General features: G+C 68.8%; 19 protein-coding genes. 10 read left to right on the top strand and 9 right to left on the bottom strand.

What is annotated here, in order from left to right; genetic code table 11:
* Positions 1-146 precede the first annotated feature (146 nt).
* The 6 genes from ACWDUA_RS13550 to ACWDUA_RS13575 all read right to left on the bottom strand — a co-directional run bounded on the left by ACWDUA_RS13550 (position 147) and on the right by ACWDUA_RS13575 (position 6,574).
* Positions 147-1,370 (bottom strand): acetyl-CoA C-acetyltransferase, encoded by a 1,224-nt coding sequence (locus tag ACWDUA_RS13550; protein ID WP_449751523.1) that lies wholly within the window; start codon positions 1,368-1,370, stop codon positions 147-149.
* A complete protein-coding gene (locus ACWDUA_RS13555; protein ID WP_449751524.1) occupies positions 1,363-3,093 on the bottom strand; it encodes an AMP-binding protein in 1,731 nt (576 codons plus the stop codon). Before ACWDUA_RS13555 ends, ACWDUA_RS13550 begins: the two co-directional genes overlap by 8 nt.
* Complete coding sequence (locus ACWDUA_RS13560) at positions 3,090-3,971, bottom strand: alpha/beta fold hydrolase (RefSeq protein ID WP_449751525.1); 882 nt, start codon at positions 3,969-3,971, stop codon at positions 3,090-3,092. The genes ACWDUA_RS13555 and ACWDUA_RS13560 overlap by 4 nt, the downstream gene beginning before the upstream one ends.
* Entirely contained in the window at positions 3,968-4,654 is a 687-nt protein-coding gene (locus tag ACWDUA_RS13565; RefSeq protein WP_449751526.1) for a hypothetical protein, read from the bottom strand. The genes ACWDUA_RS13560 and ACWDUA_RS13565 overlap by 4 nt, the downstream gene beginning before the upstream one ends.
* Before the next feature lie 8 nt (positions 4,655-4,662).
* Positions 4,663-5,859, bottom strand: a complete 1,197-nt coding sequence (locus ACWDUA_RS13570) for an acyl-CoA dehydrogenase family protein (RefSeq protein WP_449751527.1) — start codon at positions 5,857-5,859, stop codon at positions 4,663-4,665.
* A 109-nt stretch (positions 5,860-5,968) separates the two neighbouring features.
* Entirely contained in the window at positions 5,969-6,574 is a 606-nt protein-coding gene (locus tag ACWDUA_RS13575; protein ID WP_449751528.1) for a TetR family transcriptional regulator, read from the bottom strand.
* 138 nt (positions 6,575-6,712) lie between these two features.
* On the opposite strand from ACWDUA_RS13575, the gene ACWDUA_RS13580 reads away from it, so the two are divergent.
* The 9 genes from ACWDUA_RS13580 (at position 6,713) to ACWDUA_RS13620 (ending at position 15,857) form a co-directional block, all read left to right on the top strand.
* Entirely contained in the window at positions 6,713-7,246 is a 534-nt protein-coding gene (locus ACWDUA_RS13580) for a nuclear transport factor 2 family protein (protein WP_449751529.1), read from the top strand.
* Positions 7,243-7,584: a DUF485 domain-containing protein gene (locus tag ACWDUA_RS13585; RefSeq protein ID WP_449751530.1), complete on the top strand. Its 342-nt coding sequence runs from the start codon at positions 7,243-7,245 to the stop codon at positions 7,582-7,584. Before ACWDUA_RS13580 ends, ACWDUA_RS13585 begins: the two co-directional genes overlap by 4 nt.
* Positions 7,581-9,176 (top strand): solute symporter family protein, encoded by a 1,596-nt coding sequence (locus ACWDUA_RS13590; protein WP_449751531.1) that lies wholly within the window; start codon positions 7,581-7,583, stop codon positions 9,174-9,176. The genes ACWDUA_RS13585 and ACWDUA_RS13590 overlap by 4 nt, the downstream gene beginning before the upstream one ends.
* A gap of 202 nt (positions 9,177-9,378) precedes the next feature.
* Positions 9,379-10,179 (top strand): enoyl-CoA hydratase-related protein, encoded by an 801-nt coding sequence (locus ACWDUA_RS13595; protein ID WP_449751532.1) that lies wholly within the window; start codon positions 9,379-9,381, stop codon positions 10,177-10,179.
* 31 nt (positions 10,180-10,210) lie between these two features.
* On the top strand, positions 10,211-10,960 hold the full coding sequence (locus ACWDUA_RS13600; protein ID WP_449751533.1) for an SDR family NAD(P)-dependent oxidoreductase: 750 nt from the start codon (positions 10,211-10,213) through the stop codon (positions 10,958-10,960).
* 35 nt (positions 10,961-10,995) lie between these two features.
* A complete protein-coding gene (locus tag ACWDUA_RS13605; protein ID WP_449751534.1) occupies positions 10,996-12,693 on the top strand; it encodes a class I adenylate-forming enzyme family protein in 1,698 nt (565 codons plus the stop codon).
* On the top strand, positions 12,690-13,913 hold the full coding sequence (locus ACWDUA_RS13610; RefSeq protein ID WP_449751535.1) for an acyl-CoA dehydrogenase family protein: 1,224 nt from the start codon (positions 12,690-12,692) through the stop codon (positions 13,911-13,913). Before ACWDUA_RS13605 ends, ACWDUA_RS13610 begins: the two co-directional genes overlap by 4 nt.
* A 59-nt stretch (positions 13,914-13,972) precedes the next feature.
* Positions 13,973-15,118 carry an acyl-CoA dehydrogenase family protein gene (locus ACWDUA_RS13615; RefSeq protein ID WP_449751536.1) on the top strand — a complete coding sequence of 382 codons (1,146 nt, stop codon included), beginning with the start codon at positions 13,973-13,975 and terminating at the stop codon, positions 15,116-15,118.
* A gap of 55 nt (positions 15,119-15,173) precedes the next feature.
* Positions 15,174-15,857, top strand: coding sequence for a TetR/AcrR family transcriptional regulator (locus tag ACWDUA_RS13620; protein ID WP_449751537.1), 684 nt, complete (start codon positions 15,174-15,176; stop codon positions 15,855-15,857).
* A 72-nt stretch (positions 15,858-15,929) separates the two neighbouring features.
* Here ACWDUA_RS13620 and ACWDUA_RS13625 read toward each other — a convergent pair whose 3' ends face one another.
* From ACWDUA_RS13625 to ACWDUA_RS13635, 3 genes are all read right to left on the bottom strand, one after another.
* On the bottom strand, positions 15,930-18,467 hold the full coding sequence (locus ACWDUA_RS13625) for an outer membrane protein assembly factor BamB family protein (RefSeq protein WP_449751538.1): 2,538 nt from the start codon (positions 18,465-18,467) through the stop codon (positions 15,930-15,932).
* 3 nt (positions 18,468-18,470) lie between these two features.
* Positions 18,471-19,061, bottom strand: a complete 591-nt coding sequence (locus ACWDUA_RS13630) for a phosphatase PAP2 family protein (RefSeq protein WP_449751539.1) — start codon at positions 19,059-19,061, stop codon at positions 18,471-18,473.
* 63 nt (positions 19,062-19,124) lie between these two features.
* Positions 19,125-20,267: an acyl-CoA dehydrogenase family protein gene (locus tag ACWDUA_RS13635; RefSeq protein WP_449751540.1), complete on the bottom strand. Its 1,143-nt coding sequence runs from the start codon at positions 20,265-20,267 to the stop codon at positions 19,125-19,127.
* A 159-nt stretch (positions 20,268-20,426) separates the two neighbouring features.
* Here ACWDUA_RS13635 and ACWDUA_RS13640 point away from each other — a divergent pair, with 159 nt between their 5' ends.
* Positions 20,427-20,957 carry a TetR/AcrR family transcriptional regulator gene (locus tag ACWDUA_RS13640; RefSeq protein ID WP_449751587.1) on the top strand — a complete coding sequence of 177 codons (531 nt, stop codon included), beginning with the start codon at positions 20,427-20,429 and terminating at the stop codon, positions 20,955-20,957.
* Positions 20,958-21,115 lie beyond the last annotated feature (158 nt).

The raw sequence follows: 21,115 nt of genomic DNA on the forward strand, positions 1-21,115 counted from the left end.
AGCACAGCGACAAGTCGAGTCGAAACCCCCACCCACACGATGGTTGAGCCGACGAGGAGCGCAGCGACAAGTCGAGTCGAAACCCCCGCCGGCCGACGACGAGAGGTGACCACCTCCGAGGTGGTCACCTCTCTGCGTGACCCGTGTCAGCTCACCCGCTCGAAGATGGCCGTCAGGCCCTGTCCGCCACCGATGCACATGGTCTCCAGCCCGTAACGTGAGCGACGCCGGTCCATCTCGTGCAGCAGGGTCGCAAGGATGCGGACGCCGGTGGCGCCGACGGGGTGGCCCAGCGAGATACCCGAGCCGTTGACGTTGGTCCGCTCGAAGTCGGCGGCGCCGAACTTCCATTCGCGGGTCACGGCGAGTGCCTGTGCGGCGAAGGCCTCGTTGAGTTCGATCAGGTCGATGTCGGCGAGGTCGAGGCGCGCACGCCCGAGTGCCCTCGCGGTGGACGGGACCGGACCGATCCCCATCTCCGACGGTGCGACACCGGCAGCGGCCCAGCTGACGAGCCGTGCCAGCGGGCGCAACCCGAGTTGCTCGGCCATCGCCCGGCTGGTCACCAGGCAGGCTGCGGCGCCGTCGTTCTGGCCGCTGGCATTGCCCGCGGTCACGGTGGCGTCGGGGTCGTCGGCGGCCATCACCGGACGCAGCCGGGCCAGTGACTCCACGGTCGCATCGGGACGCGGATGCTCGTCGCGGTCGATGATCTCGGGGTCACCCTTGCGTCGCGGGACCGACACCGGCACGATCTCGTCGGCAAAACGTCCCCCGTCGATCGCGGCCACGGCGCGGCGGTGGGATTCGACGGCCAGTTCGTCCTGCTCCTGGCGGCCGATACCGTAGATGCGCCGCAGGTTCTCGGCGGTCTCGAGCATGCCGCCGGGCACCGGGTGGTTGCGGCCACCGGCGGTGACACGGCCACGCGCGAGCCGGTCGTGCAGTGCCGCGGGCCGGCCCTTGGCGCCCCATCGCATGGACTCGGTGTAGTACTCGGCGCGGCTCATCGACTCCACCCCGCCGGCGATCACCACGTCGGCGACGCCGGTCTGCACGCGCATTGCGGCGTCGAGCACCGCCTGCAGCCCCGACCCGCAGCGCCGGTCGAGTTGCAGGCCGGGAACGGTCACCGGCAGTCCGGCGTCCAGCGCGGCGACCCGGCCGATCGCCGGGGCCTCACCGTTCGGATAGCACTGGCCGAAGATGACATCGTCGATGGACTCCGCGTCGATCTTGGTGCGCGAGAGCAATTCGGTGATCACTCCGGCGGCGAGGTCGGCGGCGGGGACGTCGACGAAGACACCGCCGTACCGGCCGACCGGCGTCCGCAGCGGTTCACAGATCACGACATCCTGCAGGTCAGACACGACGATGGTCCCTTTCTGAATCGGCCCACCGCTGCGCCCAGACGCGCAGCTCGGCGGCCTTGATCTTGCTACCGTTTCCGCCGACGGTGGTCGGCATCGCCTCGATCACGTGCACCGTGGCGGGTACCTTGAACGCGGCCAGGCTCGTGCGACACCAGTCCTTCAGCACGGCGGCGTCCACCGGCTCGGGCGTACCGCCGGTCACGGCGACCTCGTCGAGCACCACGAATCCCACGGCAACGGTGTGGCCGTCGTCGGCCGTCGTACCGACCACCTTGGCGGTCGCGACCGCCGGATGTTCGGCGAGACGATACTCGATCTCGGCCGGGTCGACGAGGAACCCCCGCAGCCGCAGGGCATCTCCCATCCGGCACACGTAGGTGTACCCACCGTCGCCGGTGGCCACGCCGAGATCACCGCTGCGGAACCAGCCGTCTGCGGTGAACGAATCCCGTGCGGCCGCTTCGTTTCCCAGGTAGGCATCGACGACGTTGGTTCCGCGGAACTGCAATTCACCCTGTTCGCCGGTGGCGACCTCGGTGTGGTCGAACGGGTCGGCCACCCGAACCCGCACCGCCGCCGACACCGGCCGTCCCCCGCCTTTCCAGCGGAGTTCCTCGGGATCGGTGTCCGACCACAGCAGTGCCAGCGCGAACACCTCGGACGAACCGAAGACCCCGGTGGTGGGGGTACCGAATTCGGTTCGGGCCCAGTCGGCGATCGCCTGGGAGCGGCCGAGGAAGTCGGCGATCCCGATCCATCGCAGAGCGCTCAGATCGGCCCGCTCGCCGCCGTGCCAGGTGTCGTACAGGCGCCCGAACAGGTCGTCGCCGCCGACCGCGTGGGTCACTCCGAGGCGCGCCATCCGCGCCAGGGTGCCCGCCGCGTCGAACACCGGCTCCATCAGCAGACCGGCGCCGCCGGCCAGGCCGGCCAGCGCGGTGCTGAATCCGAACACCCCGGACACCGGAAGCACGCACAGCACCACATCACCGGGGCGGATACCCATCACGGCGGCGTCGGCGCGCGCGTGGTCGACGACGGCCCAATCACGATGTGCGGCCAGCTTCGGCGTACCGGTGGACCCCGATGTCGTGAACGCGACGGCGAGGGCATCATCGGTGCGGTCGTCGATCCCGGCGGCGGTGATCATCGCGACGTCGCCGACGTCGGGGACGCGAAGGCCCCCGGTGCCACCGCGCCCGGCGATCCAGGTGCCCGAACCGAGGTCGGGGGCCGGCGTGGGCTCCGGGGCGGTCACACGGTGACCGACGGCACCCGGTCCGGCGACGGCTGCGACGATCGGTGGTGTCACGTCGGCGGATGCGGAGGCCTCGACGAGAATCCCGGTGAGGTCGAGGCCGTGGAAGTCGGTGGCCACGCCCACCACGACGGGGCGGGCGGCCACCAGGATGTGCCGCACCTCGCCGACGTTGTAGCGGGTGTTGATGCCGATCACGTGGGCGCCGAGCGCCGCGGCGGCGAACTGCCACACCAGGGCGTCCGACCAGTTGGGGATGAGCACCGCGACGCAGTGCCCGCTGCGCACGCCGACCGAACGCAGTTCCTCGGCGAGGACCTCGGCGCGGCGTCCGAGCCGACCGCGGGTGACCGGGATCGGGTCGCCGTCGACGACGTCGTAGACGGCCACGGCGTCGGGGTCGGCCGACACGAGCTCGGCACCGAGCGCCCCGAGCGCGGACGTGTCCAGGGCGACACTCATGCCGACACCTCCGCTGTTTCCGAATCGGCTGCAGTGAAATGCAATTCGTCGATCCATCCGCCGGCGAGTGCAGCGAAGTCGTCGATCTCCTCCATCGGGTAGTGGCCGACCCCGGGCAGGGCGGTGAAGGTCACGGCGAGCCGATCGGCGACCGGGTCCGCCGATGCGCACCCCGCCGCGAGCCGACGTATCCGCTCGACGTCGATCCACGGGTCGTCGACACCGCAGACCAGACGGATCGGGCAGGTCCGGTCGGACAGCCGGTGGCGCACGTCGTGGGTGCCCCAGCCGATCAGGTCCGACGACGAGATCTCCGGGTCCTCGCGTTTGTGCATGAGCCCGATCAGATGCGCGGTCTGCGCCGGCACCGACCGACCCACCGAGGCGAGCGTGCCCAGGTAGGTGCGTTCTGCGCGCGACGGACCGGCGACGTCCTCGAGTTCGCGACGCAGGCCGCCCACATTGACCGCGCCCGGTCCGGCGTCGGCGGCCATGGCGACCGCGCCGGCGAGCGGGGTGTCGGGACGGCAGGCCAGTTCGAGGGTGAGCTTCCCGCCGATCGAACACCCCAGGACGTAGGGACGCTCGACGCCGAGCAGGCCGAGCAGTTCCACCAGCCAGTCCCCGTAGGCGACCAGGTCGGTGACCGGTCCCCCGACAGCGGGCTCGGAGCGTCCGTGGCCGGGCAGATCCGGGACGATCACCCGGTATCCGCGAGCGGCGAGGTCGCGGGCGGCGTGACGCCACTGCACCCCGCTCTGGCCCGCGGTGTGGATACACAGGACGGTGCCCGATGACCCGTTCGGCGCGTCGGCCGGGAGATGGACCTCGACGAAGCCGGTGGACCCGCCGATCTCGAGATAGTGCGCCTCGATCATGCTGTCGCCTCCCAGGTGATCGCACGGGCATGGCCGACGATCATGGTGAGCGGTTTGGTCAGCCGGAGGTACTCGTATCCGTCTCCGGAGGTGCTGAACTCGCCGCGGATCGCGCGGCGCATGAAGTCGTTGTCGGTGTCGGACACCAGATCCACCCAGGCCCGGCCGGAGGCGATGAAGGTGAACGTCGCGCCGTGCGGGCAGCGGCGGGTGACGTCGATGATGCGTCCCTTGTAGATCCGCAACTGGATCTCTCGCTCGTCGCACCGCAGGCCGATCGCGCCGTCCCAGGTGGACAGCGAGGCAGCGAAGGCGTCGTCGGCGGCCAACCGGACAGTGATCAGCTCGGCCCATTCCGGCGAGCAGAAGTCCAGCGCTGCAACTTTTTCCAGTGCAACACCGGAATCCGGGGCCCCGGCGGTCCGCCAGACCTCGGCACCCTGCTCGCACACCGCACCCGCGGCGTCGGTGACCCTGATGTCACGGTGCACGGTGTCGGCGGTGACCCGGGTGATCACCGCGTCGGACCATCGGGCACCGGTCCCGGCGGCCGGATGGTCGACCCGCCAGGAGGAGCCGATCCGGACCGCGCCGGGCAGGGGCGCCTGGGCGAGCGGATCGAGGTCACGCCGCCAGTCGGTACGGTCGCCGACCCGGACGGTCCGGGCCGTCACGTCGGTCACGGCGGCGCTCATGCGACCGGCCCCCGGCCCAGGAGTTCGTCGGAGATGATGCGCATCTGGATCTCACTGGTCCCTTCGAAGATCTTGGTCAATCGTGCGTCACGCCAGTGCCGCTCGACCTGGAAATCGGTGGTGTAGCCTGCGCCGCCGTGGATCTGGACCGCCTCGCTGGTCACGCGCTCGGCCATCTCGGTGGCGACGAGCTTGCACATCGACGCCTCCAGCGAGCAGCGGCGGCCGGTGTCGATGTCGGTGGCGACGGAATACATGAGCTGGCGGGCGGCCTCGATGTCGGCGGCCATCGTGGCGACCTTGAACCGCAGGTGCTGGAAGTCGGCGAGCTCGTGGCCGAACTGCCGGCGGGTGTGCAGGTAGGCGATGGAGTCCTCGAGGGCCGCACGGGCCAGTCCGATGGCGCGGGCCGCGGTGTGTGCCCGGCCCACCTCGAGGCCGCTGACGGCGAGATAGAACCCCTTGCCCTCGTCACCGAGCATGCGATCGGCGGGAATCCGGAAGTCGTCGAAGGACAGCTCCCACGTGTTCCAGCCGAAGTAGCCGATCTTGCGGACCTTGGTTCCCGAGATCCCCTCGGGGAACACGCCGCGTTCCTTCTCCACCAGGAATGCGCTGATCCCGCGGTGCGGTTTGGCCGGATCCCTGTTCGGGTCGGTTCGGGCGAACAGCACGAGGTAGTCGGCCTCGTCGGCGTAGGTGCACCACATCTTGGTGCCGTTGACCACCCACTCGTCGCCCTCGCGGGTCGCACGGCAGGAGATGTTGGCGACGTCGGAGCCGGCCTCGGCCTCCGACAGCGCGTACGCCCCGAGGTACTCACCTCGGGCCACGCGGGGCAGCAGCGCCGCCTCCTGCTCCGGGGTGAAGCCGCCGCCCATCCCGTTGCCACGGGCCAGCAGGCCGGACACGCTCATCCAGGCCCGTGAGAGTTCCTCGGCGACAAGACAATACTCGAAGACACCCAGGCCCAGACCGCCGAACTCCTCGGGGATCATGATCCCGAAGAAGCCGACCTCGGCCATCGCCTTCTTGAGCGCGTCGGGGATGGTGCCCTGGACCGGGTCGAGTTCGTTGGCGACGGGGAGGACCTGGGTCATGGCGAACTCCCGGGCCAGATCGCGGATGGCGATGCGCTCCTCGGTCAGGTAGCGGGGGCTGTCGGTACGGGGCTGCGACGGTCGGTGGGTCATGTGTGAGCTCCTGGACGATCTGCGAATCAGCGCGCTCGATCACCAAAATGGGATTAACAAGCGTTCACCCAGTAGAGCACGCCATCGCCGGGAGGTCAACGGTCGATTGTCAGCCCGCCGGGCGGTGACCCATCAGGTTCAGTGCATAGTCGCCGTAGTCGTCGGCCACCTCCCGGGCGGTGAGTGGCCCGTCCGGACGGAACCAGAGCGGGATACCCGAACACATCGTCAACACCGCAGTGACCGCCTCGGAGACCCGGCGCACGACGAATGTTCCCTGTTCAGCCCCCTGCGTGGCGATGTCGACGAACATCTGCTCCTGCGCATCCCTGGACCCGACGACACGCTTGCGGTCGATCTCGTCGAGATAGCGCAACTCGGTGTTGGCCACCAGACACTCGCGGGGATGGGTTGCCACGAAGTACGCGTGGGCGGCGACGGCCAGACGCCATCGCTCGGCGGGATCGGTCCCCGACTTCCGCAGGGCATTGCGGGTCGCGGTGAACTGCTCGTCACTGGCCGATCGCAGGATCTCGACGAGCAGCGCCGACTTGTTCTCGAAGTGGTTGTACACATTTGCAGCACTGCAACCAGCTATTTTGGCGATGCTCCGCACGTTGGCTCCGTGGAATCCGGAGGCGAAGAACTCGTCGAGCGCCGCCTCGACGATCCGGTCCCGCACCGACATCGAAGCACTCGACGATCGACTGTTCATGTAACGAAGCGTAGGTATCGATTCTCTCACCTGCAAGAACACTGCCGACAGCGGGCATTGACCCGGACGCGCCCCGGGGACTATGGTCGCAATCACATGAACGCTTGTTAACCCCTCCCCGACCCTTCGGAGGACCTCATGTCCCATCCCCCCACTTCCTCTCCCAGCGAGACGGGGCTGTCCGCCGCGACAGAGCCGTCCACGCTCGCGCGGATCGACAGACTCGAAGACCTCGAGGAGATCCGATCCCTCGACGCCCGCTACTGCCGTCATCTCGACGACGGCGACTGGGACGCCCTCATGGACCTGTTCACCGAGGACGGCGAGTTCGACGGACTCGGCCGTCCCCACGGCAAGGCCGAGCTGCGCACCTTCTTCGCCGGCCTCGCCGCGGGTGGCCTGACCGCGTTCTGGCACTTCATCACCAATCTCGACATCGAGCTCGACGGCGACACCGCCACCGTGCACTCGTTCCTCTGGCAGCCGTGCGTCACCGACGGCATCACCTCGATCGCGGCGGGCCGCTACACCGACCAGGTGATCAGGGTCGACGGCGTCTGGCGCTACCGCGTCAAACAGGTCCGCTTCCACTTCTTCGGCCCTCTCGCCGACGGCTGGGACGAGAACCTCTTCGCCCTGGACACAGCCCGACATGCGGCGGTGCGGCCATGATCGACCTCACCGTCACCTCACCCACCTCGTGGCGAAGCGCCCTCGCACTCCCGGAGGTGGCCGAACTCCGCCGGCGCCGCAGCCGGGTCACCGCACTGATGAGTGTGCTCACCATCGCCCTGTTCAGTGGATTCATCGTCGGCTTCGCCGGCTTCCCGCATGTCCTCGGCAACGTCGAGATCCTCGGTGTCCCACTCTCCCTGTGGGTGGTGCTGTCCCAGTTCGTCGGCACCTGGGTGCTGGTGTATTGCTACTTCCGGCTCGCCCGGACCTACATCGGACCGGCCGCCGACGCCGCGCTGATCGCGGTGACGGCACACAAGGAGACCGCCCGATGACCCATGGCACCGACCACCTCGCCATCGTCATCTGCGCCGCGGTCATCGCACTCACCCTGTGGGTGACCTTCGCCGTCGCCCGCCGATCCCGCAGCGCCGACGGCTTCTTCGCGGCCGGACGCTCGATCGGCAGCTGGCAGAACGGATTCGCCATCTCCGGTGAATTCATCTCCGCCGGAAGCTTTCTCGGCACCACCGGGCTCATCTTCTACAAGGGAGTCGACGGCACGGTGATCCTGTTCGCATCGGTGATCTCGTTCCTCCCGGTGCTGTTCCTGCTGGCCGAGAAGATGCGCAACATCGGTAAGTACACCATCGCCGACGTCCTGGTGTTCCGCTCCGGATCACGCCGCGTCCGGGTGGCCGTCGCCCTCAGCACCCTGGCCACGTGCACCTTTGTCCTGCTGGCCCAGATGGTCGCCGCCGGAACACTTCTCGAGTCCGTCGTGGGAATCCCGTTCTGGGTGTCGGTGCTCGTCGCCGGACTGCTGATGGCGGTCTACGTCTTCGTCGGCGGCATGCTGGCCACCACGTGGGTCCAGGTGATCAAGTCGTCGATCCTCGCGATCCTGGCCATCATCATCGCCCTCGGCGTGCTGTCGAGGTTCGGATTCAGCTTCCCGCTGCTGCTCGACTCGGCGACCCGAAACGCCGCGGCCGGCGACGCGATCCTCGGTCCGGGGCAGATCTTCGGCTCGGGCGGACCGATCAACCTCGTCTCCTACGCCCTCACCTTCGCCCTGGGCACCGCGGGGATGGCCCACATCCTGATCCGCTTCTTCACCGTCCCGGAGGCCGCGACCGCACGCCGGTCACTCGGCTGGACGGTGGCCCTGTGCAGCATGTTCTACCTGATCGTGGTCGTCATGGGCTTCGGCGCGGCAGCGCTGCTGGGCGCCGACGGCTCCGAGCGGGTCGGCACGTCGGGCAATCTCGCGGCGCCCGCGCTGGTCACCGATCTCGGCGGCGGCGCGGGGACGATCGGCGGGTCACTGGCCCTGGCGATGGTGTCGGCGGTCGCCTTCGCCTCGATCATCGCGGTCGTCGCCGGTGTGGTGATCTCGGCGGCGGGCACGTTCGCGCGCGACGTGTGGCCCACCGTCACCCGGGCCCCGGCCGGCGAGGTCGACGACCAGAAGCAGGCCGTCATCGCCCGCTACGGTGCGGTGGTGTTCAGCCTGATCGCGATCGCACTGACGATGGTCATCGGCGACGACACCAACATCACCTACTTCATGGGCATGGCCTTCATGGTGGCCGCGAGCGCCCATCTCCCGGCACTGGTGCTGAGCCTCACCTGGCGACGGTTCACCGCGACCGGGGCGATGTACGGCATCCTCGTCGGTCTCGCGTCGACCATCGTCTCGCTGATGCTGACGCCGGCGTTGTGGCCCGGTTCCGGCCCGGCCCCGCTGACGATCCAGCTGCCCGTGGTGATCACGCTGCCGTTGAGTCTCATCGCCTGCGTCGTCGGATCGCTGCTGAGCGGGCCCGGTGGGGCGACCGGGGACGACGTCGCGGACGAGAAGTTCGCGGAGATGATCGTGCGCTCGGAGACCGGCCTCGGCGCCGAGGCCGCCTCGGTACGCTGACCCGAATCCCCCACCCGCAACCCACGAGGTCGCGGCCCGTGTCCCCGACACCGGCCGCGACCTCGTGTCATTCACCCCATCTCCCGACGCACCCACCAGATTCCCGACTGTGACCCTTGACACGCGAACGGCGGTGAATGTACGTTCATTCACAGTGAAGCGGTGATCACACCGTCCGTTGATTCACCAAGGGAGCACCATCATGAACCCCACCTACGAAGACATCGACTACACCGTCGAGGGCCCGACCGCGATCATCACGATGAACCGCCCGCAGCGGTACAACGCCTTCCGCGCGAAGACCGTCGAAGAGATGATCAACGCCTTCCGGCGCGCGTGGGCCGACCAGCAGGTGCAGGCCGTGATCCTCACCGGCGCGGGCGACAAGGCGTTCTGCACCGGCGGCGACGTCAAGCAGCGCGCCGAGACCGGCGACTACGGCCCCAGCGAGAGTGGGATGTTCGAGATCGGCAACCTGCACAAGACGATTCGCGACATCCCCAAGCCGGTCATCGCCGCGGTCAACGGTCTGGCCATCGGTGGCGGACACGTCCTCCATGTGCTCTGCGACCTGACCATCGCCGCCGACACCGCACGCTTCGGCCAGTCCGGCCCCAAGGTCGGCTCCTTCGACGCCGGCTTCGGTTCGGCCTTCCTCGCCCGGATCGTCGGCGAGAAGCGCGCCCGTGAGATCTGGTACCTGTGCCGCCAGTACGACGCCGAGACCGCCGAGCGCTGGGGCCTGGTCAACTGGGTCGTCCCGGCCGCCGACCTGCTCGACGAGGCCAAGAAGATCGCCGCCGAGATCGCCGAGAAGTCGCCGACCGCGATCCGGTTCCTCAAGCAGAGCTTCAACGCCGACACCGATCACCAGGCCGGCCTGTCCAACCTCGCGATGAGCGCGCTGGACCTGTTCACCCACCACACCGCCGAGGGCGCCGAGGGCGCCACCGCATTCGCCGAGAAGCGCATGCCGGAATTCAACAAGTTCGCCGCCATCTGAGCCGCTGACGCCGAGAGGACAACGAAACATCATGAACACCAACAGCATCGCCGTCGTCACCGGAGCCGGATCGGGTATCGGCAAGTCGATCGCCGAGGCCTTCGCAGCCCAGGGCATCACCGTCGTCGCCGCCGACCTCGACCTCGATGCCGCCAAGCGCACCGCCGAGGGAACCGCGAAGATCGTCCCGATGAGGGTCGACGTCGCCGACCGTACCGCCGTCGACGCCCTGCGTGACGCGGTGACCGCCGAGGTCGGTGTCCCCGACATCCTGGTGAACGCCGCCGGCTGGGACCGCACCGACCAGTTCCTCAATGCGACCACCGAATTCGCCGAGAAGGTCGTGGCGATCAACTACCTCGGACCGGTGCACATGGCCAGCGCCTTCCTGCCCGGCATGGTCGAGGCCGCCAAGACCGAGGGATGGCAGGGGGGTCGCGTGATCAACCTCGCTTCCGACGCCGGGCGTGTCGGATCGGCCGGCGAGAGCATCTACGCCGGCGCCAAGGGCGGCGTGATCGCGCTGAGCAAGTCGCTGGCCCGGGAGATGGCCCGCTACCAGATCACCGTCAACGCGGTATGCCCCGGCCCCACCGACACCCCGCTGTTCCAGGCCCAGCCGGACAAGCTGAAAGAGGCTCTGGTCAAGGCGATTCCGTTCCGTCGTCTCGCCCGGCCCGATGAGGTCGCCGCGCCCGTCCTGTTCTTCGCCTCCCCCGCGGCGTCGTTCATCACCGGACAGGTGATCAGCGTCAGCGGCGGACTCACCATGGCCGGCTGAGCGGCCCCACCCGAGTGACCATCGGAGATCCCGACATGACCATCGCCTCGCCTCGTTCCGAGACGCCCTACGTCTACGACGCCCACCAGTACCGGTCGTTCTTCGAGCACGAGTTCACGTACCTGAACGGATTCCGCCGCAACGTGTCCCGCTATGCCGGCACGGTGGCGATGATCGACCCGACCACCGACACCGAATGGACCTACGGCCGCCTCGGTGCCGCCGTCGACGCCCTCGCCGCAGGCCTCGCCGGCCGCGGTGTGGCACCCGGCGACGTGGTGGCCTACCAGCTGCTCAACGGCCCGGAGTTCGCCCAGCTGTACCTGGCCACCCAGGCGGCCGGTACGGTCGGGTCACCGGTGAACTTCCGCCTCGCCGCCGGCGAGACCGCGGTGATCCTGGACGTCAGCCGACCCAAGGTGTACGTCTACGACACCGAGTTCACCCCGATGGTCACCGACGCGATCGCCCGCGCCGACCACACCCCCGAAGTGCTGGTCGGTGTGGGTGCGGGAGCGCTGGCCGACGGCGCGATCTCGATCCGCTTCGCCGAGCTGCCGTCTGATTCGGCTCCGCCACAGGTCGATCGCGGCGTGTTCGACGAGACCACCCGTCTCTACACCTCGGGCACCACCGGGATGCCCAAGGCGGTACCGATGAACAGCGCGATCGAGATCTTCTCCGCGCACGACGTCATCATGCATTTCCCGCTCTCCCCCGAGGACCGCACCCTGAACATGACGCCGTGGTTTCACCGCGGCGGACTGTACTGTGCCGGACCGAATCCCACGTTCTACCTCGGATCGACGCTGATCCCGATGCGGACCTTCGACCCGGAGCTGACCCTCGACTGGGTGGAGAAGTGCCGGCTGACCTTCCTGATCGGCGCACCCACCAACCTCGCCATGCTGACCGCCGCCCAGGTCGCCCGGCCCCGTGACCTGTCGAGCCTGCGTGGCATCGTCACCATGGGCGCGCCGCTCGAGCGGGAGGCCGCCCTGCGCTACCAGGAGGTCCTCACGCCGCGGATCTTCAACGGCTACGGCAGCACCGAGGGATTCTGGAACACCTTCCTGCGCCCGGTGGATCTGCCCGACCACGCCGGAACGGCCGGCCGCGCCTGCATCGACGACGACGTCCGCGTGGTCAAGGTGCACGACGACGGCCATCTCGCCTCCGCCGACGAGGTCGTCGCCCGCGACGGCTCCGAGGTCGGCGAGGTGATCATCCGATCGCCCAAATGTGCAGCTGCGTATTATGATTCGCCGGTCCAGGAGAAGGCCAAGTACAACGGCAGCTGGCTGCACATCGGCGACCTCGCCACCTGGGACACCGAGGAGTTCGTCACCATCGTCGGCCGCAAGGACGACATGCTGATCTCCGGCGGCGAGAACGTCCACCCCGTGCAGGTGGAGGAGGCCCTCAACAGCCATCCCGACGTCGCCGACTCCCTGGTGGTGGGTGTCCCCGACGACCGGTGGGGACAGGTCGTCGTCGCCTATGTCCTGGCCGCCGAGGGCACCACCCCGACCGCCGAGGAACTCGACGAGTTCTGCCGCAGTCACCCGATGCTCTCGCAGTTCAAACGGCCCCGCGCCTACCGGATCGTCGACTCCCTGCCGGTGTCGGCGACCGGGAAGAAGCTGCACTACAAGGCAACCGAATCCGCCGCGGCCGAGATGTCCGACGGCCGGTTCATCGCACCCCGCAAGCCCCAAGGAACACAATCATGAGTACCCAGACCGCACTACCGGCATTCTCGGCGACCGACCCCCTCAACATCGACCTCGGCTACAGCGACGACGAACTCGCCGTGCGGGATTCGGTCCGTGGCTTCCTCACCGAGCATGTCACCCCGCACGTCGCGGACTGGTTCGAGCAGGGCTCCATCCCGATCGCCCGCGACCTGATGAAGCAGTTCGGTGACCTCGGCGTGCTGGGTATGCACCTCGAGGGGTACGGCTGCGGCGGATCGAGTGCGGTGCACTACGGTCTGGCCTGCCTCGAACTCGAGGCCTCCGACTCCGGCATCCGCTCGATGGTGTCGGTGCAGGGTTCGCTGGCGATGTTCTCGATCCACAACAACGGCTCGGAGGAACAGAAGCAGCACTGGCTTCCGGGGATGGCGGCCGGCACCACCATCGGATGCTTCGGCCTGACCGAACCCGACGCGGGCAGCGATCCGGCGTCGATGACGACCCGTGCCCGCCGTGACGGCTCCGACTGGATCCTCGACGGCCGCAAGATGTGGATCACCAACTCCCCCATCGCCGACGTGGCCGTCGTCTGGGCCCGCACCGACGAGGGCATCCGCGGCTTCATCGTGCCCACCGACACCCCGGGGGTGACCACCCCGGAGATCAAGCACAAGCTCTCGCTTCGCGCCTCGACCACCGGTGAGATCGTCCTCGACGGCGTCCGGCTGCCCGCGGATGCGATGATGCCCGGCGGCGTCGACGGGAATGGTCGGAACTCCTACGGCGGCACCGGGATCAAGGCACCGCTGGCGAGTCTGTCCGAGGCCCGCTACGGCATCCTGTGGGGTGCGGTCGGCGCGGCCCGCTCGGCGTGGGTCGCCGCGGTGGACTATGCCAAGGCCCGCACCCAGTTCGGCCGGCCGCTGGCCGGATTCCAGCTCACCCAGGCCAAGATCGCCGACATGGGGGTGGAACTGCAGAAGGCCAACCTGCTGGCCTATCACCTGGGACGACTGAAGGACACCGTGGGACTGCGCCCGGACCAGGTGAGCTTCGGCAAGCTCAACAACACCCGGGAGGCCATCGAGATCTGCCGCACGTCGCGAACCATCCTGGGCGGCAACGGTATCTCGCTGGAGTTCCCGGTGATCCGGCACATGGTGAACCTCGAGTCGGTGCTGACCTACGAGGGCACCCCGGAGATGCACCAGCTCGTCCTCGGCCAGGCGTTCACCGGCGAGAACGCCTTCCGCTGAACCGGATTCGCCAAGCCACTCCCGACATCACCGACCCCGCGAGACCACAGGGACAGACCATGAGCGCACTCACCCACGACATCGAGCACCGCCAGTTCCGCGACACCGTCACGAAGTTCGTCGCCGACCAGATCACCCCGCACCACGAGGAGTGGGAGCACGCCGGGCTGTGGGACCGCAGCCTGTTCACCGAGGCCGGCAAGAACGGCCTGCTCGGCTTCCCGGTACCCGAAGAGTTCGGCGGCCCCGGCGTCGACGACTTCCGGTATCACGCGATCGTGATCGAGGAGACCGCCCGCACCGGTGCGGCCGCCGAGGCGATCGCCTTCTCGCTGCAGAACGACGTCGTCCTGCCATACCTCACCGAGATGACCAACGACGAGCAGAAGGCGCGCTGGCTGCCCGGTGTGGTCAGCGGCGAGACGGTGCTCGGCATCGCGATGACCGAGCCGGGTGCCGGTTCCGATCTGACCGGCATCCGCACCTCGGCGGTCCGCGACGGCGACCACTACATCGTCAACGGCTCCAAGACGTTCATCTCCAACGGCCGCAACGGCGACCTGTTCGTGGTCGCCACCCGCACCGGCCCGGACAAGCACAAGGGTCTGACGCTGTTCGTCGTCGAGGCCGACACCCCGGGCTTCGAACGCGGCCGCAAGCTCGACAAGATCGGCCTGCACGCCCAGGACACCAGCGAACTGGCCTTCCATGACATGCGGGTGCCGGTGGCCAACCGGCTCGGCGAGGAGGGGCAGGGCTTCTACCAGCTGGTGCACAACCTGCCGCAGGAACGGTTGTCGCTGGCCATCGGCGCCGTCGCCGCCGCCGAGGGCACCTTCGCCCGCACCCTGGAGTACGTGAAGGAACGCACCGCCTTCGGGTCACCGGTGTCGTCGTTCCAGAACACCCGGTTCGTACTCGCCGAGCTGGCCACCGAACTGGATCTGGCCCGAACCTTCCTCGACGACTGCATCGCCGAACACGTCGCCGGTGAACTCACCGCGGCCCGCGCGGCCCGGCTCAAGTGGTGGGCCACCGAGTTGCAGGTCCGCACCGCCGACCGCTGCCTGCAGCTGCACGGTGGATACGGCTACATGCGGGAGTACCCGGTGTCGCGGGCGTTCATCGACGCCCGAATCCAGACGATCTACGGCGGGACCACCGAGATCATGAAGACGATCATCGCGAAGGACCTGGGGATCTAGGGTGTGCCTCCCGGGCAACTAGACTCCAGGAGTTCACCCGAATCGAGGAGGAGTGGTGGCGAAGTCGGCAGCGACACGGACAGGGGCGGACGCGGCGGCCAGTGTCGAGGACGCGGTGCGGGCGGTACGGATCTCCTCACGGCGCCGTCAGCTGCTCGACGCCGCGGTCGCGGTGATGGAACGCACCGGGTTCCACCAGATGTCGATGCAGGCGCTCGCCGAGGAGGCGGGCGTCAGCGTCGGATTGTTCTACAAGTACTTCGGGAACAAGGAGGACATCCTCCTGGCCGCGATCGTGGACATCCTCGAGAAGTTCCGCGATCAGCTCCAACCGGCCATGGACCTCGCCGGTGACGACCCGGTGGAGCAGCTGATCGCCGGCTTCCGGCAGTACGCGCGGATCGTCGACCAGAACCGCGACGCGGTGGTGCTCACCTATCGGGAGAGCCGCACGCTCGATGCCGGTGGGCGCGAACGGATCAAACAGCTCGAGGTGGAGACGTCGGGGCCGATGCGCGATGCGATCCTCGCCGCGGTCGACGCCGGGCTGATCCGGTCCGACATCGAGGCCGACCTCGCCGTCTTCGACCTGATGATGCTGGCTCACGGCTGGGCACTCAAACAGTGGCATTTCGGCGCCGAGTTCGGCTTCGACGCCTACGTCGAGGCACAGTTGCGGATGGCGTTGCCCGCGATGGTCGTGCCCGACCGACTCGTGGGATATCTCGCCGGACTCTGAGCTTCGCGCCGTCGGTACCCCGGCGCCGGCGCCCCCGGGCGACCAGCCCGGCGCGCGCGGAACGACGCGCGGTCAGCGGTAGCGGGTGGACCCGTCCGGCGGGGCGGTGGTGCTGATCAGCTTGGCGAAGCAGTGCTCACCGTCGAAGCCCTGCTGCACACACCAGGCGTTGGCCTGATCGGGACCCGGGAACGTCAGTGCCGCGACCGTCACCCACCACCCGCGGTAGCTGAACACACTCCACTCGTCGCTGTAGAGCAGCCGCACATCACTGAAGCGGAGGCGGTTGGCGAGGAACTCGTCGAGGATCGCCTGGTTGTCCCAGGTCCTGCCGTCGGCGACCAGACCCGGCCGCTTGGACGACAGCTGCGCGACCCACCGGTTGTTCAGGTTGGCCAGGATGAACGCGCGGTCGGAATCGGCCTGTGCCCGCAGCGCGTTGCCGGTGGTCGCCGAGATGTCGACACCCGGCGGGATCACCGCCCCGGTCGCGATCTGCGGTGCGGCGGTCGACCCGTCGGCCGGCGCCGGCAGCGTGTCGGTGGTCGGCGGACCCGGCACGCAGTCGACGACGATCGGACCGGCCAAGGTGGTCCCGGCGGCGCCGCCGACCGACCCCAGGGTGTCCGGCGTGCGGAAGAACGACCCCGGCGGATACGTCAGATCCAGGGTGATACCGGTACCGGCGTCGGAGGAGCCCACCGCGACCGGCGATGAGCTGAAGTCGAAGTCACCGGAGGCGATGAGTCCACTCGGGTCGCTGATACTGATCCGGGTCTGCTTGCCGGACAACACATCTCCACTCGGACAGGTCGCGACCACCTTCATCGTCACCACCAGCCCCGCCGGGGTGGTGACGAACTTGTCGGGGACGAACCGCGGCGGGGTGCCGCACCGGGTCACGTAGCCTGCCGGCGCCTCGACCGGCACCGGCGGCAAACCGGGCGCCACCGCATCGCCGCCGGTGGGGGCGAAGGCGGTGATCGCCGCGCCGGTGACGGTGACCAGTCGGCCGCCGACCGACAGGACCAACGGGGCCTGCCCGTCACCGAGTTGCGCGCCCGGGATGCTCCACTGCGCCGTGCCGGACTCGAGGTCGACGGCGGTCAGTGCACCGCCGTCCCCACCGACGAGAATCCGGGTGCCGTCGGTCACCGCGACCTGGTCGCCGACCGCCGGCGTGTCGACCGGAAACGACCAGCGGACGGCGCCGGTGGCGGTGTCGGCGGACGTCATCGAACCGCTCGAGCTGACCGTGACGACCTCGCGGTCGTCGGCGACCGGAACCACGGCCGAATAGCCGAGTTCGGTGACGACACTGGTGGCCCAGGAGCTCGTACGGTCGGCGACGGAGACGAGCTTGCCGTCCACCAGGACGGTGTCCCGCAGGTCCGGTGCGGCCACGTGCGGGACGGCGAACGCGACCCCGGGGATCTCGCTGACGGTGCCGTCGGGGCGGATCACCGCAATCGGTCCCGGGGTGCCGCTCGTCCCGCCGCTGCGGAGCTCGGTGACCAGGGACCCGTCGGCGAGTGTTCCGATCTCGATGCTGCCCGGACGACGCAGGATCTCCCGCCCGTCGACCGCCGAGGCGACGATCACCGACCCCCCGTGCCCGACGGCCACGAGCGTATCGGTGGCGGTGAACCCATCGCCGTCGCCGCTGCCGCTCTGGTCGGGGAGCACGAACTCCTTGGCCCACTCGGTGCCGGTGGGCGTGATCTTGACCAATCGCACGGAATCCGAGTTCGACACGTAGTAGCGGGTGAACGCGGCCGCCCCGTTGTAGGCGACGCCGAACGCGCGCGGCGAGGGCATCGGCTGCGTCGCGAGCACCGAACCGTCGGTGGTGTCGAGGAACACCATCTCGCGGGAGTTGTAGCACGCGATCCGCCGGTCGACGATGGTGTTCGAACAGCCCCCGAACAGCTGTTCGGTGATCCACCGGGAGCCGGTCTCGGCATTCACGCCGAGCAGGCGGCGCCCGTCCGAGGTCCCCGGAGTTCCGACCAGGGTCACCACGGTGGTGTCGTCGGCGACAACCCCGACGCTGCCGTATTGCGGAAGCGATGCGGTCGGTCCGACGAAGCGTTCACCCCCGAGATCCGACGGCCGCAACGTCCATGCGGGTGTGGGTGCCGTCGGGAACGCCCCGGTGAGCTGGCCGGGGAACAGTGCCCGGGTCTCGTCGTCGGAACTCGAGTGTTTCCACCACACCAGTCCGCCGACGGCCAGTGCCACGACGCACAGCACGGCCACCGCGGCGAGCAGCCACGGGAGCGGCCCTCGTCGGGAGCCCTGCGGGACCGCGCCGGGTGGCATCTGCCCCGGGTAGGCGCCGCCGGGCGGCGGATACCCGTATGCCGGATACCCGTTCGAGTAGGGGCCGTTCGAGTAGGGGCCGTTCGGGTAGGGGCCGGGTTGCGCGGGCATCGGGCCCGACATCGCCGCCGGGTCGGGGACGGGACGGGCCATGGTCGGGTTGTACGCCGGATCCGGGCCGCCGTTCACCGGCCCCGAGCCGATATTCGTCGGCGGTGCGGGCCTGGCGATGTAGTCCGTATGGCCGTCACGCCGGGCATCGTCGTCGCGGGCACCCATATCGGACATCCCTCAAGTAGAACCGACGGCCGTCCGATGGGTCCATCGTCCGAAGAGACCACAAATCCACACGCACAGCACCACCCACACCGCACCGAACATCCATCCGGCGAGGACGTCGGTGAGCCAGTGAACCCCGAGGTAGACCCGGGTGAGTCCGATCGCGATGGACAACAACGGGGCGGCGAGCAGCACCCAGCGGTGGTCGCGGACCCACTGACTCACACCGTAGGCGACGACGGCGACCAGGCAGTACACGACCATCGACATCATCGCGTGACCGGACGGGAAGGAGTAGCTCTCGATCGTCAGCAGCCGGTCGGTGACCGGGGGGCGTGTGCGGCCGAAGATGTGTTTGAGCATCACCATCACCGCGGAGCCGAGCAGCGCGCCCGCGCCGAGCAGCACCGCCGGCGCAATCTCTCGCCGGATCAGCAGTGCGGCCACCACAACCACACAGATGACGGTCAGGGTGAGGCTGTTGCCCAGCACCGTGACCGCGTGGGCGAGCCCGATCCAGGGCTGGTGCCGGCTGCCGACGACCCAGCCGATCACCTCGTCGTCGAGTCGGAGGTGAGGCAGCGCGAGGCCGGCGGCGGGCATGGCGCCGATCGTATCCCCGGGGCTCCGGCATTCGTTGAGACGGTTCTCAGCGAAGCGCGACGGCTACGACGACGCCAGCGCCCGGCTGATCACCAGACGCTGGATCTGGTTGGTGCCCTCGAAGATCTGGGTGATCTTCGCCTCGCGCATGTAGCGCTCGACGCGGAAGTCGCGGGTGTAGCCGTTGCCGCCGAGTACCTGAACGGCGTCGGTGGTGACCTTCATCGCGGTGTCGGTGGCGATCAGCTTGGCGGTCGCGGCGGCACGGGAGTAGGGCGCTCCGGCGTCGCGACGACGTGCCGCGTCGAGGTAGGTCGCGCGGGCGGAGTCGACCGCTGCCGCCATGTCGGCGAGCAGGAAGCCGAGGCCCTGATGGTCGATGATCTTACGGCCGAAGGTGGTTCGTTCCTGGGCGTACTCGACGGCGGCGTCGAGCGCGGCCTGCGCCAGGCCTGTGGCGACGGCCGCGATGCCGAGCCGGCCGGAATCCAGTGCGGAGAAGGCGATCTGGAGGCCCTGTCCCTCGGCACCGATCAGTCGGTCGGCGTCGATCAGCGCGTCGTCGTAGGTGGCTGCGGTGGTCGGGACCGCGTGCAGGCCCATCTTCTCCTCCGGCTTGCCGAAGGTGAGGCCATCGGTGTCCCGCGGGACGAGCAGGCACGAGATGCCCTTGGACCCTTCGCCGGTACGCACGAAGAGGTTGTAGACGTCGGCGATACCGCCGTGGGTGATCCAGGCCTTGGTACCGGTCACCCGGTATCCGCCGTCGACGGCCTTGGCCCGGCAGTTCAGGGCCGCCGCATCCGACCCCGCCTGCGGCTCGGAGAGGCTGTACGCGCCGATCAGGCGACCATTGAGAAGGTCGGGCAGCCACCGCTGCTTCTGCCCCTCGGTACCGAACGTGAACAGCGGATGACAGGCCAGACCGTGCACGCTGACCGCCACCGCGACCGCCGCCCAGCGCGCTCCGAGTTCCTCGAGGACCTGCAGATACACCTCGTACGACTGGGCGCCACCATCCCACTCGACGGGGTACGGCAACCCCAGCAGACCGGCCTCGCCGAGCTCGGCGAACAGGCCGTCGGGATACGTCTCGGCCTTCTCGTGCTGATCGGCGATGGGGGCGAGACGCTTGTCGGCGATGTCGCGGGTCAACGCGATCAGATCGCGGGCCTCGTCGCTGGGGAGCAGGCGGTCTACAGGCATGGTCGGCCTTCCATGGAGTATTTAGACAGTACCCAAGTACCCTGCACAGTACTATTGCCGACAGGCGAGCGAAAGGAGCGGGCTGTGACCCGACCACCCGAGACCGGTCCGCAGCGGGGCGACTTCGCCACCCGCCGACGCGGTGTGCTGTTCGATGCGATGCTCGAACTCCTGCTCGCCGAGGGATTCGCACACCTGTCGGTCTCGGATCTCGCGACCCGCCTTCGCTGCTCCAAGTCGACGCTCTACACGCTCGCCGACAGCAAGGAGCAACTGGTCACCAAGACCGTCACGCACTTCTTCCGGACGGCCACCGAGCATGTCGAGCAGCGTGTCGACGAGGCCGGCTCGGCCCGCGAGTCGGTCACCACCTATCTGATCGCCGTCGGCGAGGCCCTCTCCCCCGCATCCGCGCAGTTCATGTCCGATCTGCACGCCTTCGCCCCCACCCGCGACCTCTACGAGCGCAACACCGAGGCCGCGGCCGTGCGGGTACGGGAGCTGATCGACGCCGGGGTGGCCGAAGGCGCCTTCCGCGACGTCGACGCCGCATTCGCCGCCGACCTGGCCGCGACCATGATGGCACGCATCCAGCGTCGCGAGGTCGCCGCGGCCACCGGCCTCGACGATGCCCACGCCTACCGCCAGCTGGCATCCATCCTCACCACCGGGATCGACGCGCGAGCCTGAAGACCGGAGGGGGTCTGCCACACTCAATCACGAAGCGCCACTTGATGGTTGAGCCGACGAGGAGCGCAGCGACAAGACGAGTCGAAACCCCCACCGGTCGAACTCGGCAACGCAACCACCCCCGAAAGTGGCCACCACCCGCACACACGCCACCGAGA

It is taken from the genome of Gordonia sp. NPDC003376 (genome assembly GCF_053589235.1).

What these genes read in the sequence shown, in the direction of transcription:
- ACWDUA_RS13610 (WP_449751535.1), top strand. Translation starts at nt 12,690, where the DNA reads ATGAGTACCCAGACCGCACTACCGGCATTCTCGGCGACCGACCCCCTC.
- ACWDUA_RS13625 (WP_449751538.1), bottom strand. Translation starts at nt 18,467, where the DNA reads ATGTCCGATATGGGTGCCCGCGACGACGATGCCCGGCGTGACGGCCAT.
- ACWDUA_RS13600 (WP_449751533.1), top strand. Translation starts at nt 10,211, where the DNA reads ATGAACACCAACAGCATCGCCGTCGTCACCGGAGCCGGATCGGGTATC.
- ACWDUA_RS13605 (WP_449751534.1), top strand. Translation starts at nt 10,996, where the DNA reads ATGACCATCGCCTCGCCTCGTTCCGAGACGCCCTACGTCTACGACGCC.
- ACWDUA_RS13575 (WP_449751528.1), bottom strand. Translation starts at nt 6,574, where the DNA reads ATGAACAGTCGATCGTCGAGTGCTTCGATGTCGGTGCGGGACCGGATC.
- ACWDUA_RS13580 (WP_449751529.1), top strand. Translation starts at nt 6,713, where the DNA reads ATGTCCCATCCCCCCACTTCCTCTCCCAGCGAGACGGGGCTGTCCGCC.
- ACWDUA_RS13635 (WP_449751540.1), bottom strand. Translation starts at nt 20,267, where the DNA reads ATGCCTGTAGACCGCCTGCTCCCCAGCGACGAGGCCCGCGATCTGATC.
- ACWDUA_RS13595 (WP_449751532.1), top strand. Translation starts at nt 9,379, where the DNA reads ATGAACCCCACCTACGAAGACATCGACTACACCGTCGAGGGCCCGACC.
- ACWDUA_RS13585 (WP_449751530.1), top strand. Translation starts at nt 7,243, where the DNA reads ATGATCGACCTCACCGTCACCTCACCCACCTCGTGGCGAAGCGCCCTC.
- ACWDUA_RS13630 (WP_449751539.1), bottom strand. Translation starts at nt 19,061, where the DNA reads ATGCCCGCCGCCGGCCTCGCGCTGCCTCACCTCCGACTCGACGACGAG.
- ACWDUA_RS13640 (WP_449751587.1), top strand. Translation starts at nt 20,427, where the DNA reads ATGCTCGAACTCCTGCTCGCCGAGGGATTCGCACACCTGTCGGTCTCG.
- ACWDUA_RS13615 (WP_449751536.1), top strand. Translation starts at nt 13,973, where the DNA reads ATGAGCGCACTCACCCACGACATCGAGCACCGCCAGTTCCGCGACACC.
- ACWDUA_RS13555 (WP_449751524.1), bottom strand. Translation starts at nt 3,093, where the DNA reads ATGAGTGTCGCCCTGGACACGTCCGCGCTCGGGGCGCTCGGTGCCGAG.
- ACWDUA_RS13560 (WP_449751525.1), bottom strand. Translation starts at nt 3,971, where the DNA reads ATGATCGAGGCGCACTATCTCGAGATCGGCGGGTCCACCGGCTTCGTC.
- ACWDUA_RS13570 (WP_449751527.1), bottom strand. Translation starts at nt 5,859, where the DNA reads ATGACCCACCGACCGTCGCAGCCCCGTACCGACAGCCCCCGCTACCTG.
- ACWDUA_RS13590 (WP_449751531.1), top strand. Translation starts at nt 7,581, where the DNA reads ATGACCCATGGCACCGACCACCTCGCCATCGTCATCTGCGCCGCGGTC.